The sequence below is a fragment of the Sorangium sp. So ce406 genome, assembly GCF_051474675.1.
Taxonomy (GTDB): Bacteria; Myxococcota_A; Polyangia; order Polyangiales; family Polyangiaceae; genus Sorangium; species Sorangium cellulosum_G.
The window spans coordinates 10204373-10228755 of sequence record NZ_CP150340.1 but is presented as its reverse complement, the minus strand read 5'-3'; the positions used below and the strand labels follow the sequence as shown (position 1 = coordinate 10228755).

The 24383-nt window shown below is 73.2% G+C and carries 16 protein-coding genes and 2 tRNA genes; 15 read left to right on the top strand and 3 right to left on the bottom strand.

Annotated elements, in window-relative coordinates; translation table 11 throughout:
* Positions 1–469 precede the first annotated feature (469 nt).
* The gene (locus WME96_RS38375) at positions 470–1039 is read left to right on the top strand and encodes a hypothetical protein (protein ID WP_437286520.1); all 570 of its coding nucleotides are present in this window, start codon (positions 470–472) and stop codon (positions 1037–1039) included.
* A gap of 62 nt (positions 1040–1101) precedes the next feature.
* The gene (locus tag WME96_RS38370; RefSeq protein ID WP_437286519.1) at positions 1102–2571 is read left to right on the top strand and encodes a UDP-N-acetylmuramoyl-tripeptide--D-alanyl-D-alanine ligase; all 1470 of its coding nucleotides are present in this window, start codon (positions 1102–1104) and stop codon (positions 2569–2571) included.
* 51 nt (positions 2572–2622) lie between these two features.
* Here the strand turns inward: WME96_RS38370 and WME96_RS38365 are convergent, their stop codons facing one another.
* On the bottom strand, positions 2623–3234 hold the full coding sequence (locus tag WME96_RS38365) for a peptide deformylase (protein WP_437286518.1): 612 nt from the start codon (positions 3232–3234) through the stop codon (positions 2623–2625).
* A 131-nt stretch (positions 3235–3365) separates the two neighbouring features.
* Here WME96_RS38365 and WME96_RS38360 point away from each other — a divergent pair, with 131 nt between their 5' ends.
* The 11 genes from WME96_RS38360 (at position 3366) to rpsI (ending at position 16450) form a co-directional block, all read left to right on the top strand.
* On the top strand, positions 3366–5825 hold the full coding sequence (locus WME96_RS38360; protein ID WP_437286517.1) for an MMPL family transporter: 2460 nt from the start codon (positions 3366–3368) through the stop codon (positions 5823–5825).
* Positions 5826–5835: 10 nt separating this feature from the next.
* Entirely contained in the window at positions 5836–7239 is a 1404-nt protein-coding gene (locus tag WME96_RS38355) for a hypothetical protein (RefSeq protein ID WP_437286516.1), read from the top strand.
* Complete coding sequence (locus WME96_RS38350; RefSeq protein WP_437286515.1) at positions 7236–8597, top strand: hypothetical protein; 1362 nt, start codon at positions 7236–7238, stop codon at positions 8595–8597. Before WME96_RS38355 ends, WME96_RS38350 begins: the two co-directional genes overlap by 4 nt.
* A 366-nt stretch (positions 8598–8963) precedes the next feature.
* Positions 8964–9389 (top strand): RNA recognition motif domain-containing protein, encoded by a 426-nt coding sequence (locus WME96_RS38345; RefSeq protein WP_437286514.1) that lies wholly within the window; start codon positions 8964–8966, stop codon positions 9387–9389.
* A 343-nt stretch (positions 9390–9732) separates the two neighbouring features.
* On the top strand, positions 9733–11007 hold the full coding sequence (locus tag WME96_RS38340) for an MFS transporter (RefSeq protein ID WP_437286513.1): 1275 nt from the start codon (positions 9733–9735) through the stop codon (positions 11005–11007).
* A gap of 58 nt (positions 11008–11065) precedes the next feature.
* A complete protein-coding gene (gene glmS / locus WME96_RS38335; RefSeq protein WP_437286512.1) occupies positions 11066–12901 on the top strand; it encodes a glutamine--fructose-6-phosphate transaminase (isomerizing) in 1836 nt (611 codons plus the stop codon).
* A 123-nt stretch (positions 12902–13024) separates the two neighbouring features.
* Positions 13025–14869, top strand: coding sequence for a sensor histidine kinase (locus WME96_RS38330; RefSeq protein WP_437286511.1), 1845 nt, complete (start codon positions 13025–13027; stop codon positions 14867–14869).
* A gap of 32 nt (positions 14870–14901) precedes the next feature.
* A tRNA-Ser gene (locus WME96_RS38325) sits at positions 14902–14988 on the top strand.
* 107 nt (positions 14989–15095) lie between these two features.
* A tRNA-Ser gene (locus tag WME96_RS38320) sits at positions 15096–15180 on the top strand.
* 419 nt (positions 15181–15599) lie between these two features.
* A complete protein-coding gene (rplM, locus tag WME96_RS38315) occupies positions 15600–16049 on the top strand; it encodes a 50S ribosomal protein L13 (protein ID WP_061610066.1) in 450 nt (149 codons plus the stop codon).
* Between the two features lie 8 nt (positions 16050–16057).
* Positions 16058–16450 carry a 30S ribosomal protein S9 gene (gene rpsI, locus WME96_RS38310; RefSeq protein WP_020740460.1) on the top strand — a complete coding sequence of 131 codons (393 nt, stop codon included), beginning with the start codon at positions 16058–16060 and terminating at the stop codon, positions 16448–16450.
* Between the two features lie 248 nt (positions 16451–16698).
* Here the strand turns inward: rpsI and WME96_RS38305 are convergent, their stop codons facing one another.
* Entirely contained in the window at positions 16699–18735 is a 2037-nt protein-coding gene (locus tag WME96_RS38305) for a peptidoglycan DD-metalloendopeptidase family protein (RefSeq protein WP_437286510.1), read from the bottom strand.
* A 116-nt stretch (positions 18736–18851) separates the two neighbouring features.
* Here WME96_RS38305 and WME96_RS38300 point away from each other — a divergent pair, with 116 nt between their 5' ends.
* Positions 18852–19727, top strand: a complete 876-nt coding sequence (locus WME96_RS38300) for a tetratricopeptide repeat protein (RefSeq protein ID WP_437286509.1) — start codon at positions 18852–18854, stop codon at positions 19725–19727.
* A gap of 3 nt (positions 19728–19730) precedes the next feature.
* Positions 19731–20966 carry a DUF2062 domain-containing protein gene (locus WME96_RS38295; RefSeq protein WP_437286508.1) on the top strand — a complete coding sequence of 412 codons (1236 nt, stop codon included), beginning with the start codon at positions 19731–19733 and terminating at the stop codon, positions 20964–20966.
* A gap of 1044 nt (positions 20967–22010) precedes the next feature.
* Here the strand turns inward: WME96_RS38295 and WME96_RS38290 are convergent.
* On the bottom strand, positions 22011–22463 hold the full coding sequence (locus WME96_RS38290) for a hypothetical protein (protein ID WP_061610070.1): 453 nt from the start codon (positions 22461–22463) through the stop codon (positions 22011–22013).
* Positions 22464–24383: the final 1920 nt, after the last annotated feature.

Sequence of the window (24383 nt, the reverse complement as noted above, 5' to 3'; positions counted from 1 at the left end):
GTCAGCGCCGGCGTTCTCTGCGCCAGCGCCGTCCGGGACTGCTTTCCCCGCACACACGCAGCCGCCGACCGCGAACCTCTCCGCGCGCGGCGGGACCCTCCCGCCCGGGCTCGTCTCGCAGCAGGACGTGCTGTCTGCCAGCGGCGTCTTCTCTCCGAGCGCGCTCCCGTTCGTCTCGGCGCCGCCGCCGTCGGATCCTGCGCCCCCGAGCCAGATGTCCTTCATGCCGGCGCCGACCACGGAGCGGATGGGCGCGAACGCGGCGCAGCCGCCTCCACCGGCACCTCCGCCAGCGTTCGGAGGTCCCGGCTACGGCTCCGCTGGCGGTCCCCCTCTGTCAGAGCCTGCGCGTCCGCCCATGGCGTCGATGCACGCCGGCGTGCCGGAACAGGCAGGCCCGCCATCCGCCGTTGCGCCTGCGTCCACCATGGGCGCAGCGCCCAGCGCTGCGGCTCACAGCTCGCCGCAGATGGGTGGCAGGTGGGACAACGCTGCGGCGCCCGGCGCGCCGCAGGCGGGTGGCAGATGGGACGGCGCGGCGTCGCACAGCGCGCCCCAGGCGGCCGCCGGCGGATGGGACGGCGCGGCGTCGCACAGCGCGCCCCAGGCGGCTGCCGGCGGGTGGGACGGCGCAGCCATGGCCGCCGAGAGCCCCTGGGCCACCACGTCCGCGCGGCTCGAGATGCCGGTGCTCCCGTCGAACTTCGTACAGGAGCGCCCGGAGCCGCAGAAGCCCGCGGCCGTCACGGCGCCGCGGCGCGAGGGCGGCAGGACGCTCATCATCGCGCTCAGCGTGCTCCTGGCCGTCGCCCTGCTGGCGCTCGTCGGCATCACCCTGTGGCAGAGCATGGGCGGCGGAGGGCCGATCTCGATCGACTACACCGAGCCTCCTCCGTCGACCGCCGAGACGGCGTCCGCGCCGGTCGTGAGCGAGCCGGCAGCCCCCAGCGCGACCGCCGCGCCGCGCCCGGCCGCGCGCCCGCGGCCGAAGACCGAGGACATCTACGACGAGGTCGAGAAGGAGAAGCCGCGGCGCTGACAGCGCGCGCCGCAGGCGATTCGTTGGCCCTGCGCCCTGTTCCATGCTGGTGATCGCCCGCCATGGCGACGCCCATCCCGCAGAACCTCGCCCCCTTCACCCTCGACGAGCTGGCGCGCGCGACCGGCGGGCGCGTGCTGCGGGCCGGGCCGGACGCGCGGGGTATCTCGACCGACAGCCGCACGATCGCGCCCGGAGCCGCGTTCGTCGCGCTCGCCGGTGAGAGCTTCGACGGCCACCGGTTCCTCGACGTCGCGGCGCGGCGAGGGGCGGCTGCGTTCGTCGTCTCCCGCGAGGTGGACCTGCCGTCAGAAGGAGGCGTGGTGCTCGTGGAGGACGGGCTCGCTGCCCTCGGGGCGCTGGCCAGGGCGCACCGCGAGCGGTGGCGGAGGGGCGCCCACCCCGATGGGCCGCGCGCGGTCGTCGCGATCGGCGGCTCTGCCGGCAAGACGACCACGACGCGGGCCATCGCGGCGCTGCTCGCGGGCGTGGGCCGCGGCGACGTGCACGCGACCGCGGGCAACCTCAACAACGCCATCGGCCTGCCGATGACGTTGCTCGGGCTCGAGGAGCGCCACCGCTTCGGCGTCGTCGAGATCGGCACGAACCAGCGCGGCGAGGTCGCGGCCCTCGCGCGGATCGCGGGGCCGGACCTCGCCGTGCTCACGTCGATCGGCGTCGAGCACACCGAGGGGCTCGGCACCCTGGAGGACGTCGCTGCAGAGGAGGGCGATCTGCTCGCCGCCCTGCCGACCGAGGGGACCGCCCTCGGGAACGGCGACGACGCAATGGTGGTCGAGCAGCTCGCCCGCGCCGGCGCCGCGCGGCGGATCACCTACGGCTTCGGCGGGCGCGCGCAGATCCGGATCGCGGCGCGACGGCCGGTCGGGGTCCGTGGCACCGCGGTGAGGCTCGAGCGGGGAGGCGAGCCGCTGGAGATCGTCGTCCCGCTGCTCGGAGAGGCGGGCGCACTCGCCGCGGCGGCCGCGGTCGCCGCGGTGGAAGAGGCGCTCGGCGAGCGGCTCTCGACGGAGCGGGCGGCCCAGGCCGCCGCGGGGCTCATGCCGCCGGGGGACGGGCGCCTGTCCGTCCGCGAGCTGCCGGACGGCACCGTGATCATCGACGACAGCTACAACGCCAACCCGCTGTCGATGCGATCGTCGCTCAAGACAGCCGTGGAGCTGGCCGGCGCGCTCGGGAAGCGGCTGGTCCTGCTGCTCGGCGAGATGCGCGAGCTCGGCGCGCTCGCGGCGGCGGAGCACGACGCGCTCGGCGCGCAGGTCGGGGCCGCGCGCCCCGCCGCGCTGATCGCCGTCGGCGGCGAGGCGTCGCGGATCGCGCGCGCCGCAGAGGCGGCCGGCGTACCGGCGTGGTTCGCCGGCGACGCGGGCGCCGCCGCGGCCCGCGCGATCGAGGTCGTCGAGCGAGGCGATCTGGTGCTCGTGAAGGGCTCGCGCGGGATCAGGATGGAGCGGATCGTGGAAGCGCTCGCCGGGCGGGGCGCAGGCAGCGGCGGCTCGCCCGCTCCGTGAGCGCGCTTCCGCAGGTCGAGCGCGATCGCCCGTCGCCGCGCCGCGCCTCCGTCACGCGCCGAGCGCGGCCCGCACCGCGGCGACGGACTGGCTGAGCAGCGCCGGCGCCTCCTCGTTGCTGCAGAAGGAGCGCGCGATCATGCGATCGACGTACAGCGTGCCGCGGAGGTGATCCACCTCATGCTGGAGGATCCGGGCGGGCCAGCCGGTCGCCTCCCAGCGAACCTCCTTGCCCTCCTCGTCCACGCCGCTCACCTCGACCGAGAGATCGCGCTCGACCAGCGCCATGTAGCCGGGGACGCTGAGGCAGCCCTCGAAGAACGTCGCCCACCCCGCGCCGGCCGCGCCCGGGGGCGGCGGCGCGAGGACCTTCAGCGTCGGGTTGATGATCACCTTGAGCGGGAAGGGCACGCGGCCGCGCTCGGCGCGCTGGCCCGGCGTGAGGCGCGACATCAGCTCCTCGCTGTCCTCGAGCACGATGATCTGCTGGCCGACGCCGATCTGCGGCGCCGCGAGCCCCACGCCGGGCGCCTTGCGCATGACGGAGACCATCGTCGAGATGAGGTGCTTGAGCTGCCTCGTCCCGATCTCCTCGGGCGGGACGGGCGCGGCGGGCTTCCGCAGGACGGCTCTGCCTGCGAGGACGATCGGGGGGAGCTCCATGCCGCCGGGGATGAACCAGCGCCCCCGCGGGCGCAAGGGCGGCCGGCCCGGGACCGCGGCCCGCGTGGAGGCCCTCGCGGCGAGGCGGGGGTGAGGGTAGAGGTGCGGCGCCGGTCCCGCCCGGCCTCGCCATGGCAGCGCCCCCTCCGCCTCCGCCGGCCCGCGCAGACGCTCCGCGCCGGCCGCTCCGTCTCGTCGTCGCGCTCGCCCTCGCGGCGCTGACGATCGCCGCCTTCGCCGCCGTGACGCTGCGGCTGAAGCTCGAGCCGAACGTCGCCTCGCTGCTGCCCGAGCGCGGGGACGCCGCGGCGCTGCGCCGGTACGTGCGCGGGTTCGGGGGCGGCGACCTCGGCGTCGTGATGGTCAAGGGCGACGACCCCGACGAGAACGCCGCCGTGGCCGCGGAGATCGCGCGGGCCCTCGCGGCGCGCCCGACCGTGCAGCGCGCCGCTGACCGGATCGACGTCTCGCGCGCGCTCGATCCGTGGCTCGCCTTCCGGCACGCGGACGCGCGCGTGCGAGAGCGGCTCGCCGCGGCGCTCTCGCCCGAAGGCATGCGGGAGCGCCTCGCCGAGACGCGCGCGATGTTGCTCGCGCCGGGCGGCGGCGCCGCCGCCGAGACGATCGCGGCCGATCCGCTGCGGCTCTCACAGCTCGTCTTCGCGTCCGCGGACATCGGCTCCGGGGTGCGCACGCAGGCGGACGGCGCCTTCGCGACGGACGACGGCAAGGTGCACCTCGTCCTCGTGCAGCCGGCCGGGCAGGCGCTCCGCGGCGCCGACGCGCGCGCGTTCGTCGCCGACGCGAACGCCGCGCTCGCCCCCATCCGCGCGGCGCACCCGGGCATCACGCTCGGGCTCACCGGCGGGCACGCCATCGCCGCGGCCACCGAGGAGATGCTCACGCGCGACCTCGCCGTCTCGGGCTCGCTCTCGATGCTGCTCGCCTCCGTCGTGTTCGCGCTGCTCTTCCGCCGCCTGCGCGCGCTCGCCGCGGTGATGCCGCCGCTGGTGCTCGGCACCGTCTGGACCGCCGGGCTCGCGACGGCGCTCCCGGGCGGGCTCAGCGCGATCGCGGTCGCCTTCATGTCGGTGGTCGTCGGCGTCGGCGTCGACACCGGCGTCCATGTCTACGCCGCGCTGCTGGAGGCGCGGCGCGAGGGCCTCGATCCCGAGGCGGCCGCGCGCGCCGCGCGGGCGCGGACCTCGCGCGCGGTGCTCGTCGCCGCGGTCACCGCGGCCGCGGCGTTCGGCGCCCTCGCGCTGTCGGACATCAACGCGCTCCGGCAGCTCGGGCTCCTGTGCGCCGCGGGCGAGGTGCTCACGGCGATCGCGATCGTCCTCGTGACGCCCGCCGTCGGCGCCTGGCTCGAGCGGGGCGCGCCGCCGCCCGAGGCGCCGGCGCGCTGGCCCGACGGCCTCTACCGGCTCACCCGGACGCGGGGCCGCGCGCTCGCGGCCGCGGCGGTCGCGGCGCTCCCCGTCGCGGCCGTGGCGCTCGGCGCGGCGCCGCCGCTCGCCGAGGCGATCGTCGCGATCCGGCCCGCCGAGCTCGAGCCGCTCAAGGTCCAGCAGGCGATCTTCGACGCCTTCGGCGGGCGGCGCGGGCAATGGGTGGTGCTCCTCGCGGACGGCGAGCAGGAGCGCGCCCGCGCGAGGGCCGACCGGATCGCGGAGCGCCTCGCGTCGATGAAGGCCGACGTGGAGGCCGTCGACGCGCTCACCGCGCTCGCGCCCGCCGCCGCGACCCAGGCCGCGAGGTTCGCCGCGCGCGACGCGCTCGACCTGCCCGGGAAGGCCGACGAGCTCGCGCGGGCGCTCCGCGACACGGGCTTCGCCCCCGAGCGCTTCTCGGCGGTGCTCGACGGGATGCGCGCGCCGCCGCGGCAGGAGGTGACGCTCGCCGATCTCGAGCGCGGCCCCGCGTCCATCCTGCTCTCGCGCTACCTCGGGCAGGACGCGGGCGAGGCGCTCGTCGCGCTGTACGTTCGGCCGCGCGACACCGGGTCGGTCGAGCGGATCGAGCGCGCCATCCGCGAGGAGGATCCGAGGGCCATGCTCACCGGCTACACCCGGCTCGAGGCGTCGCTCCGCGAGACGCTCGCGCACGACCTGCCGCGGATCGCGATCGTCGCCGGTGGGCTCGTGCTGCTGGCGCTCTCGGCCTCGCTCCGGAGCGCGCGCGACATCGCGCTGGCCGCGCTCGTCGTCGCGTCCGAGATCTCCCTCGTCCTCCTGCTGATCCGGGCGCTCGGCATCCCCCTGCACGCGTACGACGCGCTCGTCATCCCGGTGCTGCTCGGGATCACCGTGGACGAGGGCATGTTCCTGCTCCACCGCGCCCGCGACATCGAGGCGGCGGGCGGCGGCGACGCGGTGATCCGCGAGACGCTGCGCCACGAGGGGCCGGCCATCGCCGCCACCGCCCTGACCACGGCCGCGGGCTTCTCCGCGCTCGCGTTCTGCAGGTTCGACGGCCTCCGCGATCTCGGCCGCGTCGGCGCGCTCGGCAGCGCGGTCGGCCTCGTGGTCGCGCTCCTCGTGGTGCCGGCGGGGCTGCGGCTCTGGCCTCGGGGCCACCGACGCGCGTAACATCACGGCGTTGTCGCCCCGGCGCATCCTCCTCCTCGCTCTCCTCGCGCTCGCGCGCCCGGCCGCGGCGCAGCCGTCGCCCGCCGCGCCGCAGCGCCCCGCGGCTGCGCAGGCGCGCCCTGCCGCGCCGCCGCGCCCGGCCGTCGCCCGCGTCGTGGACGCGCTCGCGCGCTCGCTCGGCCCCGTGTCCGGCCGCGCGCTCGTCGCCGCCGCGCCGCTCGTCTCCGACGCGCCGGCGCCGCGCGGCGCCCAGCTCGCGGCGTCGCTCGCCGCGCAGCTCGCGGGCAAGCTCGGCGAGGGCGCGCGGGCGCAGAAGGACCCGATCCCGCTGCCGCTCGCGCGCGAGGCCGCGCGCGACGGCGCGGCGCTCGTCCACCTCGCCGTCGAGATCGGGGCGGGGCGGCTGCGCGTCACCGCCGACGTGTACCCGGTGCCGCGCACCGTCTGGGCGCGCATCCGCGATCCGGAGCCGGGGCCCATCGCCCACGCCTACGCCGAGGCGCCCCTCGACGCGGAGATCCGCAGCTTCCTCGCGCCGGTCCCGCTCGTCGCCGCCAGGGTCGACCGCGCGAAGAACTTCGAGGGCGACGTGGTCGCGCTCGCGTGCGGCGATCTCGACGCCGACGGCTCGCTCGAGATCGTGAGCGTGAGCCGCCGGCGCGTGACGACGCTCCGCCTGCGCGGCGGCCGCGTCGTGCCGCTCTCGTCGCGCTCGTGGCCGGACGTCGTCGCCGTGCACCCGTCGCCGCTGCGCGAGCCGCTCGCGTTCGCCACGCTCGTCGAGCGCGAGCGCGACGGCGAGCTCCTGCCGCCGTTCGCCGACGTCGGGCTCACCGATCGCGCGCGCAGCGTCCGCTTCGACGGCAAGCTCCAGGCGGTCGCCGAGCTCCCCGGGCTCGCGGTCCCGGACGCGGGCGGCTCGGCCTGCACGACCACGTGGGGCCCGCTCCTCACCGGCCCGCTCGGGCCGTGCGCCCCGGCGGATCCGCCGCCGGCGACCTCGGCGCTCGAAGGCCGGTACGACGCGCTCGCGTCGGCGCGGCTGCTGTCCGCGCGGGGCGAGCCCTTCACGGTCTGGGCGACGCGCGAGCGCGGCGCGGTCGAGCTCCGGGACAGCGCGGGCCGCCGCAAGGTCGTGGGCAGCGCCGGGGCGCAGCTCGCGCTCGGCGATCTCGATCAGGACGGCGAGCCCGAGCTGCTCGCCGCCCTCGATGTGCTCGATCCGCTCGAGGACGCTGTCGTGGTCTGGTCGTGGCGGCGCCGCGAGGGCGGTCCGGATCGCGCGGCGCTCCAGGAGATCCTGCGCCTGCCGGCGCCGGCGGGGGTGCGCGCGCTCGCGGTGTGCCCGCCCGACGGCCCCGGGCGCGCCGCGTTCGCCGTCGCGACGGCCGACGAGATCTGGGTGGTGCGGTGAGCCGGTCGCTCCCGCGCCGCGCCTTCCTCGGCGGCGCCGGCGCGCTGCTGGGCGCGGCGGCCCTCCCGGACCGCGCCCTCGCCATGGGGCGCACGCCGCTCGGCGGCCGCATCTCGATGCACCTGCCGTGGCCGACGAGCTCGCTCGACCCGCACGACCTGAGCGACCCGGCCGCTGCGCTGTTCGCGTCGGCGATCGCCGACAGCCTCTACGGGGCCGACGCGTCCTGGAACCCGTACCCGACGCTCGCGTCCGCGCTGCCGTCCCGCGAGGGGGACGCCGCGATCGTGCGCCTGCGCGAGGGCCTGCGCACCGCGCGGCTGCTCAAGCTCGACGGCCGCGACATCGTGAGCTCCGTCGAGCGCGCCCGCGCTCGCGGCGCGGCCGCGGCGCTCGCCGACGTCCCGAGGCCCGAGCGCCACCCGAAAGACCCGCTCGCCGCCGTGTTCCCGCGCGCCGACCCCGGCCGCGTCGCCCGCGCGCTCGCGTCGCCGATGGTCGCGCTCCTGCCGCGCAGCTTCGACCCCGCGGCCCCGGACGGCACCGGCGCGTTCCGCGCCGACCTCGGCCCGCGGCAGATCACGCTCACGCGCAACGACGTCGCCGCGCGCGGCGCCGCCTTCCTCGACGCCATCGAGGTGATCCGCTCCGAGGATCTCACGACCTCGCTGCGCGCGTTCGAGGCCGAGCGCGACGACCTCGGCTGGCTCGGCGCCGGGCTTCACACGAACCGCCGCGGCGCCGTCCGCTTCGATCTGGGCGTCGCCGGGTGGATCGTGCTCACCACGGGCCCCGACGCCGGGCTCTTCGGCCAGCCCGGCGTCGCGCAGCGGCTCGTCGACGCGCTGCCGCCCGAGCGCCTCGCGCACCTCGGCCTGGTCGGCCTCCCGAAGGCGCACGGCGATCCCGCGTGGGGCGGTCCTCCGGCGGAGCTCCTCGTGGATGAGTCTGCCGCGCACCTCGTCGAGGTCGCCGAGGCGGTCGCGCCGATCCTCTCCCGGCCCGGGCATGAGGTCACGGCCGAGCCCGTCTCGCGGACGGAGCTCGGGCGCCGCCGCGCCCGGGGCAAGGCGACGCTCGCGATCGAGCTGGTGCGCCCGCTCGGCCCGGGTCCCCTCAACGCGCTGCTCGCGCTCGCGACCGCCGACAACCGTGGCCGCGCCCTCGACCTCGCCCGCCACCCGCCCCGGCTCGCGCCCAGCGCCGCGCCGCGCTCGCTCACCGCGACGCTTCGCCTCGGCGTGGTCGCCGAGGTCCGGATCGCGGGCGGCGTGATGCCGGAAATCGCGCTCGCGCGCGGCGTGAGCGGCGAGGGCTGGGATCTCGGCGCCACGTTCCGCCGCTCTCCCAGGCGCTGACGCGAGCCTACGTGGAACCCGGGGCGACGGACAGGGCGGACGCGGCGGCCATGACGGACGCGACCGCATCGCGCTGTTCCGGACGTCCGGGCGGGCGGCGCGACGATGGGGCCTGCTTCGAGCGCTTGCGCCGAGGGGACATTTGGTTACTATCGGCTGGTCACGAACGTCACTGGCACTCGACACGACGCTTCTCTTCTCGGGGATCGCGGATTGATCGCGGACTGGACGACGCAACGTGTGGCGCATCGGGGGCTCCTCCCCAGCGCCGCCCTCCCTCGATCCCCCACGGCTCCATCGGGGCGGCAGGGCAATTGTTCGGCACCGAAGCTGACATCTCGCAGAGCCGTGAAGTGAATCAGTGTCATGGGTACTCGCCTCTACGTTGGTAATCTCCCCTTCTCCGCCACCAAGGCCTCCGTGCAGGCTGCGTTCGCCCAGAGCGGCGAGGTGACGGACGTGCACATCGTGACCGACCGCGAGAGCGGGCAGTCGCGGGGTTTCGGGTTCGTCACGATGGGCACGCCTGAGCAGGCCCAGCAGGCGATCGAGCAGATGAACGGCGCCATGATGGACGGCCGTCCGCTTCGCGTGAACGAGGCGGAGGAGCGGGTCCAGCGCGGCGGCGGTGGTGGCGGCGGCGGTTACGGCGGCGGCGGCGGCGGCGGTTACGGCGGCGGCGGCGGCGGCGGTGGTCGCGGCGGCCGCGGCGGTGGCGGCGGCGGTTACGGCGGCGGCGGCGGCGGTGGTCGCGGCGGCGGCCGTGGCGGTCGCGGCGGCGATCGGTACTGAGCTCAGCCAGGTAGGTCGATGTTGATGCGGCGGCGCCTCTCCCCAGAGGCGCCGCCGTTTTCATTGGTGCGCCGCCGCTCCGCGGCGCGCTTCGCCGCGCGTCTCGTGGTCCTCCGTACCGGTTGACCCCTCCGCCCTGTCGGCCGTCGCCTTGATGCGACGATGATCCCGAGCGGCTTGCCGATCATCGGGCCGCGCCGCGCCTGCCCGAGCAGCGCGGGCGGCCCGGCTCCGTGAGCGGGGGAGCTTGCCTGTGCGTCGCGCGAGGGTCAGAGACCGTCACGCTGGCCGGACCTCGCGCTCGGGCCGCGTCAGCCCACCGCCGATGCCATCGTCTCTTCCTTTGCAGCTCAAACCATCTCCGCGGGCGATCTCGCTCTACTACTTCGGCATCTTTGCCGTCCTCGGCGTGTACCTGCCGCTCTTCCCGAGCTGGCTACAGGCGCAGGAGGTCCGGGGCCTCGCCATGGGGGCGATCGCGGCGACGCTCCCCGCGATGGGCCTCATCGCCCCGCCGGTGTTCGGCTTCATCGCCGACTCGCTCGGCGTGCGGGTATGGCTGATCCGCGCGGCCTGCGCCGGCGCTCTCGTCGCGTTCGCGCTGCTCGCCCTCTCGTCGGCGCTGGGCGTCGCGCTCGGCTTTGGCGGCCTCTTCGTCGCGGCGCTCGCGTTCGCGTTCTTCCGAGCGCCGATGTTCACGATGGCCGACGTGGTCGCCATCGAGACGTCGCTGAGCTCCGGGATCGCCTACGGCAGGCTCAGGCTCTGGGGGTCGATCAGCTTCGCGCTGATGGCGATCGTCGGCGGGGCGCTCATCGACACGGCGCGGCCGGCGGCGTTCCCCGCCACGATGACCGCCGCGCTGCTCGCCGCGTTCGCCGTCTCATGGACGCTGCCGGCGGGCGACGAGGCCCCCTTCCAGCGGCCCCGCCAGCAGCGCGGCGCGCGCGACGCCGCGGACGCGGCGAGCGCGCCGGCCGCTGAGGATTCCGTGCAGCAGCGCGCCCGCGCCCTCCTCCGGAGCCGCGACTTCCGCCTCTTCCTCGCGGCATCGTTCCTGGCCCAGAGCGCGAACTCTTCCTATGACCTCTGCTACACGCTGCACCTGCGCGACGTCGGCTTCCCCGAGTCCCTGGTGGGGGTCGCGTGGGCCGTGGGTGTCTCCGGCGAGATCGCGCTGATGGCGTTCTCCGGCCCCCTGCTCCGGCGCTTCGCGCCGCCGACGCTGCTCGCGGTCGCCTTCGCCGGCGCCGCGCTCCGGTGGGCGCTGCTCTCGAGTGTGCAGTGGTGGCCCGCTCTGCTCGCCATCCAGCCGCTCCACGCCATCTCGTTCGCGATGATGTGGGTCGCCTCGCTCGCGTACACGAGAGATCGCGCCCACCCGCAGATCCTCGCCACGGCGCAGGGGCTCTTCTCCGCGAGCGCCGGGGCGGGATCCGTCATCGGGATGCTCGTATGGGGCGAGCTCTACAAGCGCGGGGGCGGCTCCCTGACGTTCGGCGTCGCCTCGATCACGGCATCGAGCGCATTCGTCCTCGCTGTGACCTTCGCGCGGTCGACGCGACGTTCCTTGTCAGGGAGCTCAGTTTTTTCTGTCAGCTCTCGGTACCAGGAGTAACGTTAGCTGTTCCGCAGCACGCGGTGGCGCGCGCGGGCATTACCTGAACGAGGCGAGCATGTGCGGGATCGTCGGATACGTTGGGTCAAAAAAGGCGGCGCCGATCATCGTCGAAGGGCTGCGCAAGCTGGAGTACCGGGGCTACGACTCGGCCGGCATCGCCATTCATGACGGCAAGGGCATCGAGATCGTCCGGACGCTCGGCAAGCTGGTCAAGCTCAGCGAGGCGCTCGAGAAGCGGACGCTCGACGGCACCACCGGCATCGGCCACACGCGATGGGCGACGCACGGCCGCCCCAGCGAGGTGAACGCACACCCGCACTCCGCGGGCCCGGTGGCCGTCGTTCACAACGGCATCATCGAGAACCACGTCGCCATCCGGCAGCAGCTCGAGGGCCAAGGGGTCAAGTTCCTCTCCGACACGGACACCGAGATCGTCGCTCACCTCGTCCACCGCGAGCTCCAGAAGGGCGCGAAGTCGCTCTTCGAGGCGGTGCGCGGGTCGCTCCGGCAGGTCCACGGCGCCTACGCGATCGCGGTCGTCTCGCGCGACGAGCCCGGCGTCATCGTCGTCGCCCGCTACGGCTCGCCGCTCGTCGTCGGTACCGGCGAGGACGAGATGCTGTGCGGCAGCGACATCCCGGCGCTCCTCTCGCACACCCGCGACATGATCTTCCTCGAGGACGGCGACATCGCCGAGCTGCGCGCGAGCGGCGTCCGCATCGAGACCGTGGCCAGCAGCGACAAGGTCGAGCGGCGCGTGAAGCGCATCGACTGGAGCCCCGTCCAGGCGGAGCGCGGCGGTTACAAGCACTTCATGCTGAAGGAGATCCACGAGCAGCCTGACGTCGTCGAGGCGACGCTGCGCGGCAGGATCGATCTCGCCGCCGGCGACGTGCACGCGACCGAGATCGGGGTCACGCCCGAGTTCGCGAAGGAGCTGCGCCGCGTCTACATCGTCGCCTGCGGCACGAGCCACCACGCCGGGATCGCCGGGCGCTACTGGATCGAGCAGCTCTCCCGCGTCCCCACGGTGGTCGAGCTCGCGAGCGAGGTGCGCTACCGCGAGCCGATCTTCTTCCCCGACGACCTCGTGATCGCCATCAGCCAGTCGGGCGAGACCGCCGACACGATCGCGGCCCTCAAGGCGGCGAAGGCGCAGGGCGCCAAGGTGCTGGCGCTCTGCAACGTGCTCGACAGCGCGATCCCGCGCCTCTCCGACGGCGCCCTCTACACGCACGCGGGCCCCGAGATCGGCGTCGCCTCGACCAAGGCGTTCACCACGCAGCTCGCCGCGCTGCTCCTGCTCGCGGTCTACCTCGGCCGCCGCCGCGACGCGCTCTCGGCGGATCGCGGGCGCGAGATCCTCCAGGCCCTCTGGGAGATCCCGAGCCACATGCGCGAGGTGCTCGGCGACGCCGACTACGTGCACGCGATCGCGAAGCGCCTCGTGCACGCGAAGGACGTCCTCTTCCTCGGGCGCGGCCTCGGCTTCCCCATCGCGCTCGAGGGCGCGCTCAAGCTCAAGGAGATCTCGTACGCCCACGCCGAGGGCTACGCGGCCGGCGAGATGAAGCACGGGCCGATCGCCCTCATCGACGAGAACCTCCCCGTGATCGTCGTCTGCCCGCGCGACGCGCACTACGACAAGACCTTCTCCAACCTGCAGGAGGTCCGGGCGCGCGAGGGGCAGGTCGTCGCGATCGCCACGAAGGGCGACGAGTCGATCCTGGAGATCGCGCAGCACCACGTCTGGATCCCCAAGGTGCCGGACGAGGTGGGGCCGCTCCTCACGGTGCTCCCGCTCCAGCTCATCGCCTATTACGTCGCGAACCTGAAGGGCAACGACGTCGACCAGCCGCGCAACCTCGCGAAGACGGTCACGGTCGAGTAACGGCGCCTCCCGTGGGGGCTGCTCCGGCGTGGAGAGCGGCCCTCCTGACCTTCACGGGCGCGCCCGGATCCGCGGGCGAGCCCGCGCCGCGCGCCCGATCCGGGCCGCGGCTATGCTGCGCGCATGCGCATCCCCGGCAGAACAGAGCGGCGGGTCGTCGCGGCCATCCTCGTGACCGCGCTGATCCCGCTGGTCGCGAGCATCGTCGTCGCCAGGACGGTGATCGCGCGGGTGTCGGCGACCGCGTTCCAGCCCGAGTTCGGCGTCCACCTCGATCGGGCGCTCGGCGTGTACGCGGAGCTCGCCGCCGCCATCAAGCAGGGCATGCGCTTCGAGGCCGAGGCGATCGCCGCGGCGGACCCGCTGCGCCAGAGCGCCTTCGCCGGCGACCCGCTGCGCCTCGACGCCGAGCTCGCGCGCGTCGTCGCGGCCCACCCCGCGCTGGTCTCCCTGCGCGTCGAGCGCTGCGGGGGAGAGGTCGCCGGCGCGCGCGAGCGCGGCCGTCCGGTCGATCCGACGCGCGAGAAGACGCTCACGGTCCGCAAGCCGATCGAGCGCGCGCCCGGCGCCCCCGTCGCGCCCGCCGAGCCCGCGCCCGACGACGGCGCGTGCGACGGCGACGTCGACGCGCGTACCCTCGTCGCGACGTTCGCCACGCCGAGCGCCCGCTTCGACGAGCTCCAGGAGGCGCAGGCGTTCGCGCAGGCGTACCGCGCGATCGAGCGGGAGCACCGGAAGGAGTACCTGGACGAGAGCTACGGCGACGCCTTCGCCGCGCTGCTCGGCGCGACGATCGTCCTCGCCGTCCTCGCCGGCGTGCTCGTGGCCCGCCCCGTGGTCGATCGCATCGCGCGCCTCGCCGCGGCGACCCGGCCCGTCGCGGAGGGCGATCTCTCGGTGCGCGTGGCGCTGCAGGGCAACGACGAGGTAGCCGATCTCGGCCGCGCCTTCGATCGCATGCTCGAGGAGCTCGAGGGCAGCCGCGCGCGCATCGAGTTCCTCAAGCGGATGGGCGAGTGGCAGAAGATGGCGCGGCACCTCGCGCACGAGATCAAGAACCCGCTGACCCCCATCCAGCTCGCCGTCGAGGAGTGCCACCGCCGGTACTCGGGCAGCGACCCGGCCTACCAGCGCCTGCTCCAGACGACGCTCGAGGTCGTCGAGGAGGAGGTCGGCACGCTGCGCCGCCTCGTCGGCGAGTTCTCGAGCTTCGCGCGGCTGCCGCAGGCAGAGCTCGAGCCCTCGGATCTCGCGGAGTTCCTGCGCGAGCAGGGCGAGCGCTTCGCGGCGGTCGAGGAGGCGGGGCGCGAGCACGCGTCGGACGAGGCCCTGCTCGGCCGTGTCGATCTCGAGTTCGACGTGCCGGACGCCCCGATGCCGGCCGCGCTCGATCGGGAGATGCTCCGGCGCGCGCTCGGCAACATCGTGCGCAACGCGGCGCAGGCGCTGCGCGACGCGCAGCGGGCCGCGCCGGGCGGCGCAGCGGCGGAGCGCGCGGGCGCTGGCCTGTGGGGCAGGGTCCGCGTCTCGGCGCGGAGCGAGGGGCAGAGCTACCTCATCGCGGTCGACGACGACGGCCCCGGCATCGATCCCGCCGTGCGCGACTCGGTGTTCGATCCGTACGTCACGACGCGCTACGACGGCACCGGGCTCGGTCTGAGCATCGTGAAGAAGATCGTCGTCGACCACGGCGGCACCATCGACGTGCTCGAGTCGCCGCTCGGGGGCGCGCGCTTCGTCATCCGGCTCCCGCGCGCGGGCACGCCGGCGGCGCGCGCCGCGCTCACGGCCGAGGGCGAGGGCGCACCGCGCGAGCCCCCGCCCGCCGCGGGAGCGCCGGAAAGCCCGGCATCACGCGGGCGCGAGCCCCTCTCCGTCGCCGGTCGCGCCGATCGCGAGGCGGGGGCGGGGGAGGCCCCGACAGCGAAAGCGCACCTCCGGAGCGGTCGATGGTCAGGAGATGCTTGACCGACCGCCCCCACTTTGACATGTTCGCCCGCGGAGAGGTGACCGAGAGGCCGAAGGTGCCTGATTCGAAATCAGGTGTACCCGCAAGGGTACCGCGGGTTCGAATCCCGCTCTCTCCGCTACGCTTGGCTGCTTGCCCCAGGTGAACCCGATGGGCTCTGACCGCCCGCTCCCACGTGAGCGGCTCGGGTCCAGCAGAAGCGAGGCGCGCGTCGAAGAAGTATCGGGAGAGGTGACCGAGTGGTCGAAGGTGCACGACTGGAAATCGTGTGTACGGCAACGTACCGCGGGTTCGAATCCCGCCCTCTCCGCTGGACCGAAGAGTCCGTCGATTCCTGATCGTGAGCTCCTCGAGGGGAGCCCGCAGGACATCTTCGCTTGATGAGCCCGCCTGCCAGCGACGTTCGCGCCCTGCAGCAGGTGGCCCGGATCGATGCCGGACCTCTGGGAGCGTCGCTTCGGCCCGACGTCCACGCGAATCGCCCTTCCTCGGCCGGCGATGCGGCTGAGGCTGCGGTATGCCCCGAGCGGCGAGCAGAGCGGCACAGCGCTGCGAAACGACGCGAACCAAGCGAACGAGACCGGCGCCAGGTTGCGGACCGGCGCGCTTGACCAACCTCCCCGACGGGACGATGGTCCATCAGAAACCAGAGACGCTTGACAGGCGGAGGGCCGCCTTGTAGAAGTGGCGCCCCTTTTTGGCAGGCGCCCTTCCGGAGTTTTTCGCCCAATGAATCCTCAGCCCAAGTCCTTTTCCGCCAAGCCTGCGGAGGCCCGCAACGAGCGCACGTGGTGGGTGATCGACGCGGAAGGCAAGCCCCTCGGCCGCCTTGCCAGCCGCATCGCCATGGTGCTGCGCGGCAAGACCAAGCCCACGTTCACGCCGCACGTCGACACCGGCGACTTCGTGATCGTCGTGAACGCCAAGAAGGTCCTTCTGACGGGTCGCAAGCTCCAGCAGAAGAACTACGTGCGGCACAGCGGTGAGCCGGGCGGCTTCCGTTCCGAGTCGTACGGTCACCTGCTTGAGCGCAAGCCGGAGCTCCCCATCCAGAAGGCCGTGAAGGGCATGCTCCCGAAGAACGTGCTCGGGCGCGAGCTCCTCACCAAGCTCAAGGTCTACGCCGGTCCCGATCACCCCCACGCGGCGCAGAAGCCGCAGCCTCTTAGCTACAGCTGAGCAAAGCCATGACGGAAACGAGAACGTACGCCACTGGGAAGCGTAAGACCGCGGTCGCGCGCGTCTTCCTCTCGCCGGGCACCGGCAACATCAAGGTGAACAAGAGGCCCGCTGACGAGTACTTCGTCCGCGAGACCTCGCGGATGGTGATGAGGCAGTCGCTGGAGCTGCTCGAGCTGCTCGAGCAGTTCGACGTCAACGCGACCGTGGTCGGTGGCGGCCACAGCGCGCAGGCCGAGGCGATGCGGCACGGCATCGCGCGCGCCCTGTGCGAGCTCGATCCGGAGCGCAGGTCGTCGCTCAAGCGCGCTGGCTTCCTCACGCGCGACGCGCGCAAGAAGGAGCGCAAGAAGTACGGCCAGCCCGGCGCCCGCAAGCGCTTCCAGTACTCGAAGCGCTAGCCGTCGCGGCTGCTGCCCCCCGGGGCGGACGCCATGGCAAGGACACCGAGGACGCGAGGGGTCATCCCCTGGCGTCCTCGATGTTTTTGTTCCTCTGGTGTCTGCACACAGACCGGAGGCGCGAAGGCTGATGTCTCGACGCCTTCGACGTGCCTGGCGTCCGCAGGCAGGCCGGCGACGCAAAGGCTGGTGCCTCGGCGTTCTCGCGCCCCCGACTCCTTCGAGCGGACCTCGCGGACCGCTCGGTGTCACATCGTTTCCGGTGGGTTCTTGAGATCGGGGCCTTCGATGAGCTCGCCCTCATCGTCCCCGGCGCCCTGGGGCGGCTGCGCTTCGGGCTCGGTCGGTCCGCTCGGGCCGACCGAGGGCGCGGCAGACACCGTGGCGTCGCTGCCGGCGGCCGCGGGCGGCGGCGCGCTCGGCTCCGCGGCCTCGGGCTTCACCGGCTCGGGCGGCGGCTCGGGCAGCGGGATCGCGTCGAGCCGCTTGTCGAGCGCCTCCTTGGTCGCGGCGAACGCCGCGCGATCGACGCCGGGCATCACGCGCTCTCCGTCGAGCTGGAGCGTCTCGGCGTCGAAGTACTTGCCGTCCTTCTTCGCGCTGAAGTGAAGGTGCGGGCCCGTCGAGCGGCCTGTCGATCCCACGTAGCCGACGAGCTGGTGGGTGCCCACCTTCATGCCGGCCTTGATGCCGGGGGCATACCTCGACAGGTGGGCGTAGCCGGTGCTGATGCCGTTCGGGTGCAAGACCGTGACGAGGTTGCCGCTCGGACCCGCAGGGCCGACCCACTCGACCACCCCGCGGTACGCCGCGTACACCGGCGTCCCGGTCGGCGCGCCGAGGTCCGTCCCGTTGTGGGGCATCCTCTTCTTCAGCACCGGGTGCATCCGCTGCGGGTTGAACTTCGACGTCACGGGCGCGCCCGGGACCGGCGAGCGCCAGCCGCCCGCGTAGGGTTGCCGACCGCGCTCATCGAAGTAGCCGCGGGCCTCCTGCCCCTTGAAATCGTAGATGCGCACCGGCTTCTCGGCCGGATCCGCGGGCCGGTACTCGAGCGCGATGATCTTCTTGTACCGGGAGAACATCCCGAGCGCCGTCTCCTCCACGGCGATCAGCCGGACGGTGCTCCCTTCCTCGAACGTCTCTGTCGACATGCGCCCGCTGAGCGCCTCGTCAATCACGTCGAGCACGCCGGGCTCCAGGCCGCCGGCCTGGTACGCGCTGGTCAGGTCCTTGCCGACGTAGAAGGCCGCGACGACCTCCTCCTCGGCGATCTTCATGTCGAGCGTGGTGCCCGCGAGCAGCCCGGCCCCGTCCTCCCTCGCCTGATAGATCTCGCTCGCCGAGACCTCGTACTCGAAGGCGCGTACGCGGCGCGTGGAGCGGTCCATCGCCACCGTGTACCGGTCCTTGCGGCCGCACTTGTCGAACTTCCGCAGCCCGTCAAAGGCCTTCATGATCCGGTAGATCTGCGCCTTCGGGACGCCCTTGTCGGCGAGGGCCGTGATGAACGAGCGGCGGTCCATCACGTCGCTCGCCATGATCACGGACGGATCCTTCGCGAGCTCGGAGACGCGCCAAGGTCCAGGCACCGGGGTGCGCTTCTTGGCCTTCACCTCGGGCGACGAGGGGAGCTTTTCGGCCTCCTCGGCGGCCGAGCTCGCCGGGCTGGTCGCGACCAGCGCGCGCTCGTCGCGCACCGGGACGCCCTGGATCAGCAGGGCGATCAGCGAGGTGAGCGTCGCGAGGCCGAAGATGCCGCCGAAGACCGCGGTCATGCGCGGCGAGAGGTGCGGCCCCGCCGGGGGCCGGCCGAGGCCAGGGGGCAGGCGCGGACCGTCGACCGAGCCGGGGCCCGCGTAGGAACCATCGACGAGCGACGGCGTCCGCGGGGGCTGCGCGCGCGGATCGCCGCCGCGCAGCCAGGGCGCCGACGCGCGCCCGTGAGAAGAAGGAGGAGGGAGCTGCGCCCGGGTCAGCGCCGCGCGCCCGCGCGGATCGCCGCTCCGCGCCCAGGGGGCGGCCGGCGACCTCTCGCCGCGGCGAGGGCTCGGCACCGGCGCGGCGAGCGGCGGCGTGGCGGGACGGCTGGACGCGTCGGGCGCGTCGTCCGTCACGTCCTCGACGGCGTTGCTGCGCTCGATGTCCGCGCGCGGCGCGTCCTGCGAGGCGGCGGCGCCGGGCTCGGCCGCGCTCCTGTCGGCTCCGTCACGCTCCTCGGAGCGCTCCGCGGCGTCCGGTGCCCCGGATGCCTCGAGCGGGTTCTGGGGTACTGCACTCGGCACGCCGACGTGCGTACCAAGGCATCGTCGGGGTTGCAACCGCGCGAACCCGGAACCCCGCAAGAGTTGCGCGGAAGACGGACCGCGTCGTACGCCGGTCGCGTAAGCTGACGGTCCTCATGGACGACCGGCTGAAGCAGCTTCTGGTTCTCGGCAGGGAGCACTACGAACGGCGCGAGTACGATCTCGCCGAGCATGCTCTGCGGCAGATCCTCGAGAAGACCGACCGATTCGCCGACGTCTTTAACATGCTCGGTGTCGTCCTCCACGAGCGAGGGGACTTCCTCGCGGCCGAGGCCCACTTCGAACGCGCGGTGCAGTTGAACGAGCACTACACGGAAGCGCTGCTGAACCTCGCCGTCACCTACAACGACCTCGGTAAATACGAGGCCGCGCGACAGGTCTATTCCCGCATCCGCCGCGGGGAAGGGGAGGGCGGCGTCCTCGATCCATTCGCGCGCGGCAAGATCGCCAACATGCACGCCGACCTCGCCCAGGCCTATGCCGACGTGGGATGCGTGCAGGAGGCGATCGCCGAGCTCAAGCGGGCCGTGGCGCTGTGCCCGACGTTCACGGATCTCCAGCTGCGCCTCGGGACGATGTACCGCGACGCTGGCAATCTGGCGCTCGCCCGCGAGCACTACGTGGCGGCGCGCGACGCGAACCCGAAGTACGCGCCTGCCCGCGTGCTCCTCGGCGTCGCGCTGCACTCCCTCGGCGCGTCCGATCAGGCGATCGCCGAGTGGCGCGAGGCGCTCGCGATCGATCCCGACAACATGACGGCGAAGATGTACCTTCGCATGGTGGAGGCGCGGCGGAACGCGCGCGCCAAGGACGCCGCTCCGCGCGAGTCGACGCCGCCGTCCACGGAGAGGGGCGCGACATGGCAAGCGCTCGACGAGGCGACGCCCACGGAGGTGACCGACCTGCTGTCCACGACGACAGCCGACGCAGCCGATGATACGGAGCACGCTTCACGGGAAGGCAGATCCTGAACGTTGGCGAAATACTCTCCGCTCCGGGAGGAGGCGCGCCGCGCGTGGCGTGAGCTCCGTGGCAGCGAGCTGTCCGCCGGGCGGACGGCCGTGGCCGTGGCGATCGGGCTGTTCATCGGCTCGCAGCCGATCTTTGGTTGCCACACGCCGCTCGTGCTCCTCCTCTGCCTGTGGTTCCGTCTGGATGCAGCGATTGCCTGGGTCGCTGCGAACATCTCCAACCCCTTGTTCGCGCCAGCGCTGCTCACGGCCGAGGTCCAGGTCGGTGCGTACCTCCGCACGGGGAGCTGGCTGCGCCTCCACGAGAAGATGAGCTGGGCGCAAGCACTGTCCGATTTCCCCGAGTACATGTTCCTCGGCGCGCCCGTGGTCGGGCTCGCGCTCGCCGCGCTCGGCGGCGGCCTGATCTTCGCCGTGGTCGCGCTGAAGCGGCGCCGCGCCCCCTCGCTGCAGGGCAGCAAGATCGAGCCCTATCGGCTCCCCGAGAGCGCGCCGCCGTGGGTCCACGCGGTCGAGCGGGTCGCCGCGAGGTACAGCCCGCCTGACGCCGCCACGCCGGCGCAGCGCACCCGGTTTCACTATGTTCGCTTCAAGCTCCTCGGCGATCCGGTCGCGCGGCTGATTGCTGACATCGCCGGCGACCGCCCCCGCGCGCTGGGCGAGGTCCTCGACATCGGGACCGGGGCTGGCCAGCTCCCGATTCTCCTGCTCGAGCTGGACAGGGCCGCGCGCGTGCGCGGGTTCGACTGGGACCGAGCCAAGATAGAGGACGCCGTCCGCGCGAGCGGCGCAGCGCCGCCGCGGTCATCCGGCTCGCCCGACCACGCGCGCGCTGTCCACGCAGCGCCCGCGTTGCCCGCGGAGTTCTGGTGTGCCGACGCGCGCGACGCGGAGCTGGGAGAGGCAGACACGGTGCTGCTCATCGACCTGCTCCACTACTTCCGCGTGGAGGAGCAGGACGCGATCCTGCGGCGGGCGGCGATCGCGGTTCGCCCGGGAGGGCGCCTGCTCGTCCGCGAGGCGGACACCGAGCGCGGCTTGAGGAGCTCGATCACCCTCCTCGAGGAGCGCATCTTCACCGCGCTCCGGTTCAACCGGGGCGAGCGCGTGCGCTTCCGCCCTGCCCGGGAGATCGTGGCGCTCCTCGAGCAGCTCGGCTTCTCCTGCGAAACCAGGCCGGCCTGGGGGAAAACGCCGTTCTCGAATGTCCTCATCGTCGGGACCCGCGCCCAGCCCTGAACCCAAGTCGCGCTTCCTCGAGATCGGACCCTCCAGCGCGAAGCCCTCGGCGGCCGTCGTCCGGACCGCAAACCCAGCGTGCGGGCTCTACCGAGGGTGTTGCCCTGTCGGTCGAGCAGCACGGATGGTCAGAACCTGTCCAGCGCAGCAACGGTCCGGTCTCGCGGGGCCTCATGCGTCGACAAGCCGCGCTATCGGCGGAGCGAATCGATGATGGCATGCACCGTGCTTGGCCCACGGGGGCTCTGGCGACGGACCCGGCTGTCTGCGCTCCCCACTTCATGAAGAGGCTGAGTGCCCTCGAGGATCTCGTTGGAGACTCCCCTGGGGCACCTCGGAGATGTCCGGCTCGCCGACATTCAGACCAGCAATATCCGCCTGGGGCGGCCTGGCGCGATGTCCGCGGAGGTGCGTTGGACGCCAGGCCGGACTGAGCGCGCAGCCTCGAGCGCCCACTCGCTCTGAGGATACGCCGGGTGGACATGGCGCGAGCCAGGCGCTCACGGCAGCCACACTCGCTCAGCGTCGAACGTGCTCTGCCGAGTTGGCGTACCCGCCCCCGCCACGGCACGACGAGACTAGATGTGGTGGTTCCTGGACGTCAGCCCACGAGATGTTGGGGGCTATGGGGTACATGACGCCGCTCGTCCTGCCGATCCGAGGACGACAGGAGCACGGGCGAGCGGCTAGGTGAGGCAGCGTCCTGGGCGCCGGAGCAGACCTGTATGCCCAGAGACCCTCAGGAGCAGACGGCGCCCTGTCGTCGGGATCGAGTCGCTCAGCAGCGAACGGGAAGAGGCCAACGGGCCGCACGAGCTGATGTCTCCACCGCGTTACGCGGAGGAGACATTGCTGGAGAAGTCTGCCTGAGGGGTATCCTGAGGCGTGTACGGCAGCGGAGCTTGCTCCGCTCCGATGTGCGACGTATCCGCGCCTGCCTGGAAGGCGCCTGGCGCGCCTCGCTCTCCCCTGCTGGGCGGGAGGGGCTGGACGTCGACCTCGGTTGGCGCGGCCGCACCCGCCGGGGGGGAGACGGCGCCGGCTCTAGCGGGAAAAGTACTTGGTAGCCCGCTTCTCTCCTTTCGACGTGATCTTCTTCTCGACGAGCAGCTTCCGGATCGGGAGGGTCAGCTCCTTGGTGGTGGTGCCCAGATCCTTGGCGATCTGCTCCACGCCCTGGCCGCTGTTGGCCCGGATGTGCTCCAGGACCTTCTGCGTCATGGCGGCGAGCTCTTCCTTCGAGCGCTTCTCGCCCTTCTTGCGGGTCGGCTTCGCGGCGCGCGCAGGGCGACCCGCGGCCTTCTTGACCTCCACAGGCTGCTGAGGAGCCGCCTTGGCCCGACCTGCTTTGCGCGGCGCGGCAGCGGCGGCGGCCGGCTGGCCCTCCCCCCGCAGCGCGTCGGCGACAGCCTCGAGAGCCGCTTTGCGGACAAGTCCGCTCAGCTGGGAGACAAATGCATCAACGTGGCTTTTGATTTCTTGTTCGACGTTGCTCATTGGATCTCGCGTCCCATGAATAGCTAGAGTTGTCAACTGCTGATCAGCGTCTTGCTTGAAAATAATTCGAGAGGTGTCCTCTCACCATGCGTCGGGAACCCGCTCGTGAGCTCCCGTCGGGTCATGGTCTGCTGGGGCGACCGGTCGAGCCGGACTCGAGCCACCACGTGCCTGTGGCTCCGCTCCGCGAAGCCAGGCCCGCGGCCACACCCGGCCCAGCCAGGCGCGGTGGTTAAGCTCGGCGCCGTCAGGCCAGGTAGCTTCGCGCCGCGAAGCCAGGCTCTGCCCAACCCAGGAGGGGTGCGATGGACAGCGCCGTGCTCCGCTCTGCGCGGCTCTGCGGCCCCTTGATGCCGCGCGCCGCGGCCAGCCCCGTAACCGAGGGAAGCCAGCGACATTCCCACGAAGATTTGCTTTCCTGTGCTCCGGACACAAGCGCCGCAGCGCGCCCCGGCCGAGCCGCGCGCCTGACCCGGGGGCGCGTGGAGGAGCCTGGCTCCCCCGGCGAGTCGGCCCCCATGAGGAAAGGTGTCATGGCCGAGGTCGTCGTTCCGGTCCACCCCCCGTGGGCTGGGCCGGCGGCGCGAACCTTTCACTTCTGCATTCCGCCATGCCCCGGCGGTGTATCCGTATGCCCGAGCTTTCGTCTCCTGGCCGAGGTGCTCTCCGGGATCGACCGCAACGTGTCGGCCGCCGCTCCGCCCTCCGGCGCAGTTCGGATCATGAGGGCTGCCGCACCCACCTGCCAGGACATCCGCTTGGCTGATCGGCGCGACGGACCGAGGCGTCCGCGCGCAGTCCATCCGCGCGCAGTCCTTCCACGCCGAGACACATTGCACCCCGCAGGCCACATCGCCTTGGGCCTGGCTGCATCTTTTTGCGGCTGTGCTGGAGCTGCCCAGCCTCCGGGGGTGTCTCCCAAACCCTTCGTCGCGCCCGAGCTCCGGCCGCCGCCCTGCCAGGCCGGAAGCAGGCCGGGAGGTCGCGAGGCCGCCGTTCCTGCTCAGCCGCCGATCCTGATTCGGGCGGTGACACTCCTGCTGGGCACGAGGGTGACGCTCGTCCGCGGCTCGCACCCACGGGCGAAGCTCGCCGCGGCCGCCGGAGGCGACATCGATCCCCCGAGCGGGGCGGTGGTGGTGGACGCTGCTGGACAGTTCGTCACTCCTCGGCTGTTCGACGCGCACTCCCACCTCGGGGTCTACCCGACACCAGGCGCGGTGGCCCACCTGGACGGCAGCGAACGGCAGCGAACGGGAACCAGATACGGGGCCGGTGCGCCGCAGGCTCAGTTCGCCGATGCCTTCTGGCCACAGGACCCGGGTATCGAACGGGCAGTCGCTGGTGGTGTTACGACCATACAAGTCCTTTCGGGTTCAGGCAACCTGATTAGAGGGTGCGAGGTAACGATGGAGGTCCGGCCGGTTCCCAGCCAGATGCTCGTCACCGTGGCGCCCGGCGGGCTGAAAGTGGCTAGCGGGGAGAACCCGAACCGCAGCTACGGCGAGGACAAGCGGGGCACCGGCGGCCGGCATGGGCAGCGTCGCTCTCCAGCGGGCGACCTTTCTCATGGCCAAGAAGCTCCAGACGGACTGGGCGCGATGCCGCGACGAGGAGTCGGCGCCGGATTGCGACCGAGGCGAAGAAGCGGTCGCTCACGAGACCACGACGCGGGGCCGCGCGACACCGCAGCCCCGGTCTCGCTCCTCTCGGAGAAAACCGCGCTGCGCCTCGCGGGCGCGCGCGGCCAGTGGAGCTCGATGATCTCGGCGGCGCGCCCCTCGCGCTGCCCACCGCTGCTTCGGGCGCTCGCGCGCTCGCACGTTGACGCGTTGGCGCGTCCGCACCGTTCTCGCCACACCTCGATGTCGTGACGAGCGCTGGTCACGAGCGCAGCGCGGCTCACGAGCGCAGCGCCTC

Excerpts from the sequence above, each read along its gene's own strand:
- WME96_RS38290 (WP_061610070.1), bottom strand. The coding sequence starts at position 22,463 with ATGAGCAACGTCGAACAAGAAATCAAAAGCCACGTTGATGCATTTGTC.
- WME96_RS38360 (WP_437286517.1), top strand. The coding sequence starts at position 3,366 with ATGGCAGCGCCCCCTCCGCCTCCGCCGGCCCGCGCAGACGCTCCGCGC.
- WME96_RS38345 (WP_437286514.1), top strand. The coding sequence starts at position 8,964 with ATGGGTACTCGCCTCTACGTTGGTAATCTCCCCTTCTCCGCCACCAAG.
- rpsI (WP_020740460.1), top strand. The coding sequence starts at position 16,058 with ATGACGGAAACGAGAACGTACGCCACTGGGAAGCGTAAGACCGCGGTC.
- WME96_RS38330 (WP_437286511.1), top strand. The coding sequence starts at position 13,025 with ATGCGCATCCCCGGCAGAACAGAGCGGCGGGTCGTCGCGGCCATCCTC.
- WME96_RS38300 (WP_437286509.1), top strand. The coding sequence starts at position 18,852 with ATGGACGACCGGCTGAAGCAGCTTCTGGTTCTCGGCAGGGAGCACTAC.
- rplM (WP_061610066.1), top strand. The coding sequence starts at position 15,600 with ATGAATCCTCAGCCCAAGTCCTTTTCCGCCAAGCCTGCGGAGGCCCGC.
- WME96_RS38375 (WP_437286520.1), top strand. The coding sequence starts at position 470 with ATGGGTGGCAGGTGGGACAACGCTGCGGCGCCCGGCGCGCCGCAGGCG.
- glmS (WP_437286512.1), top strand. The coding sequence starts at position 11,066 with ATGTGCGGGATCGTCGGATACGTTGGGTCAAAAAAGGCGGCGCCGATC.
- WME96_RS38365 (WP_437286518.1), bottom strand. The coding sequence starts at position 3,234 with ATGGAGCTCCCCCCGATCGTCCTCGCAGGCAGAGCCGTCCTGCGGAAG.
- WME96_RS38370 (WP_437286519.1), top strand. The coding sequence starts at position 1,102 with ATGGCGACGCCCATCCCGCAGAACCTCGCCCCCTTCACCCTCGACGAG.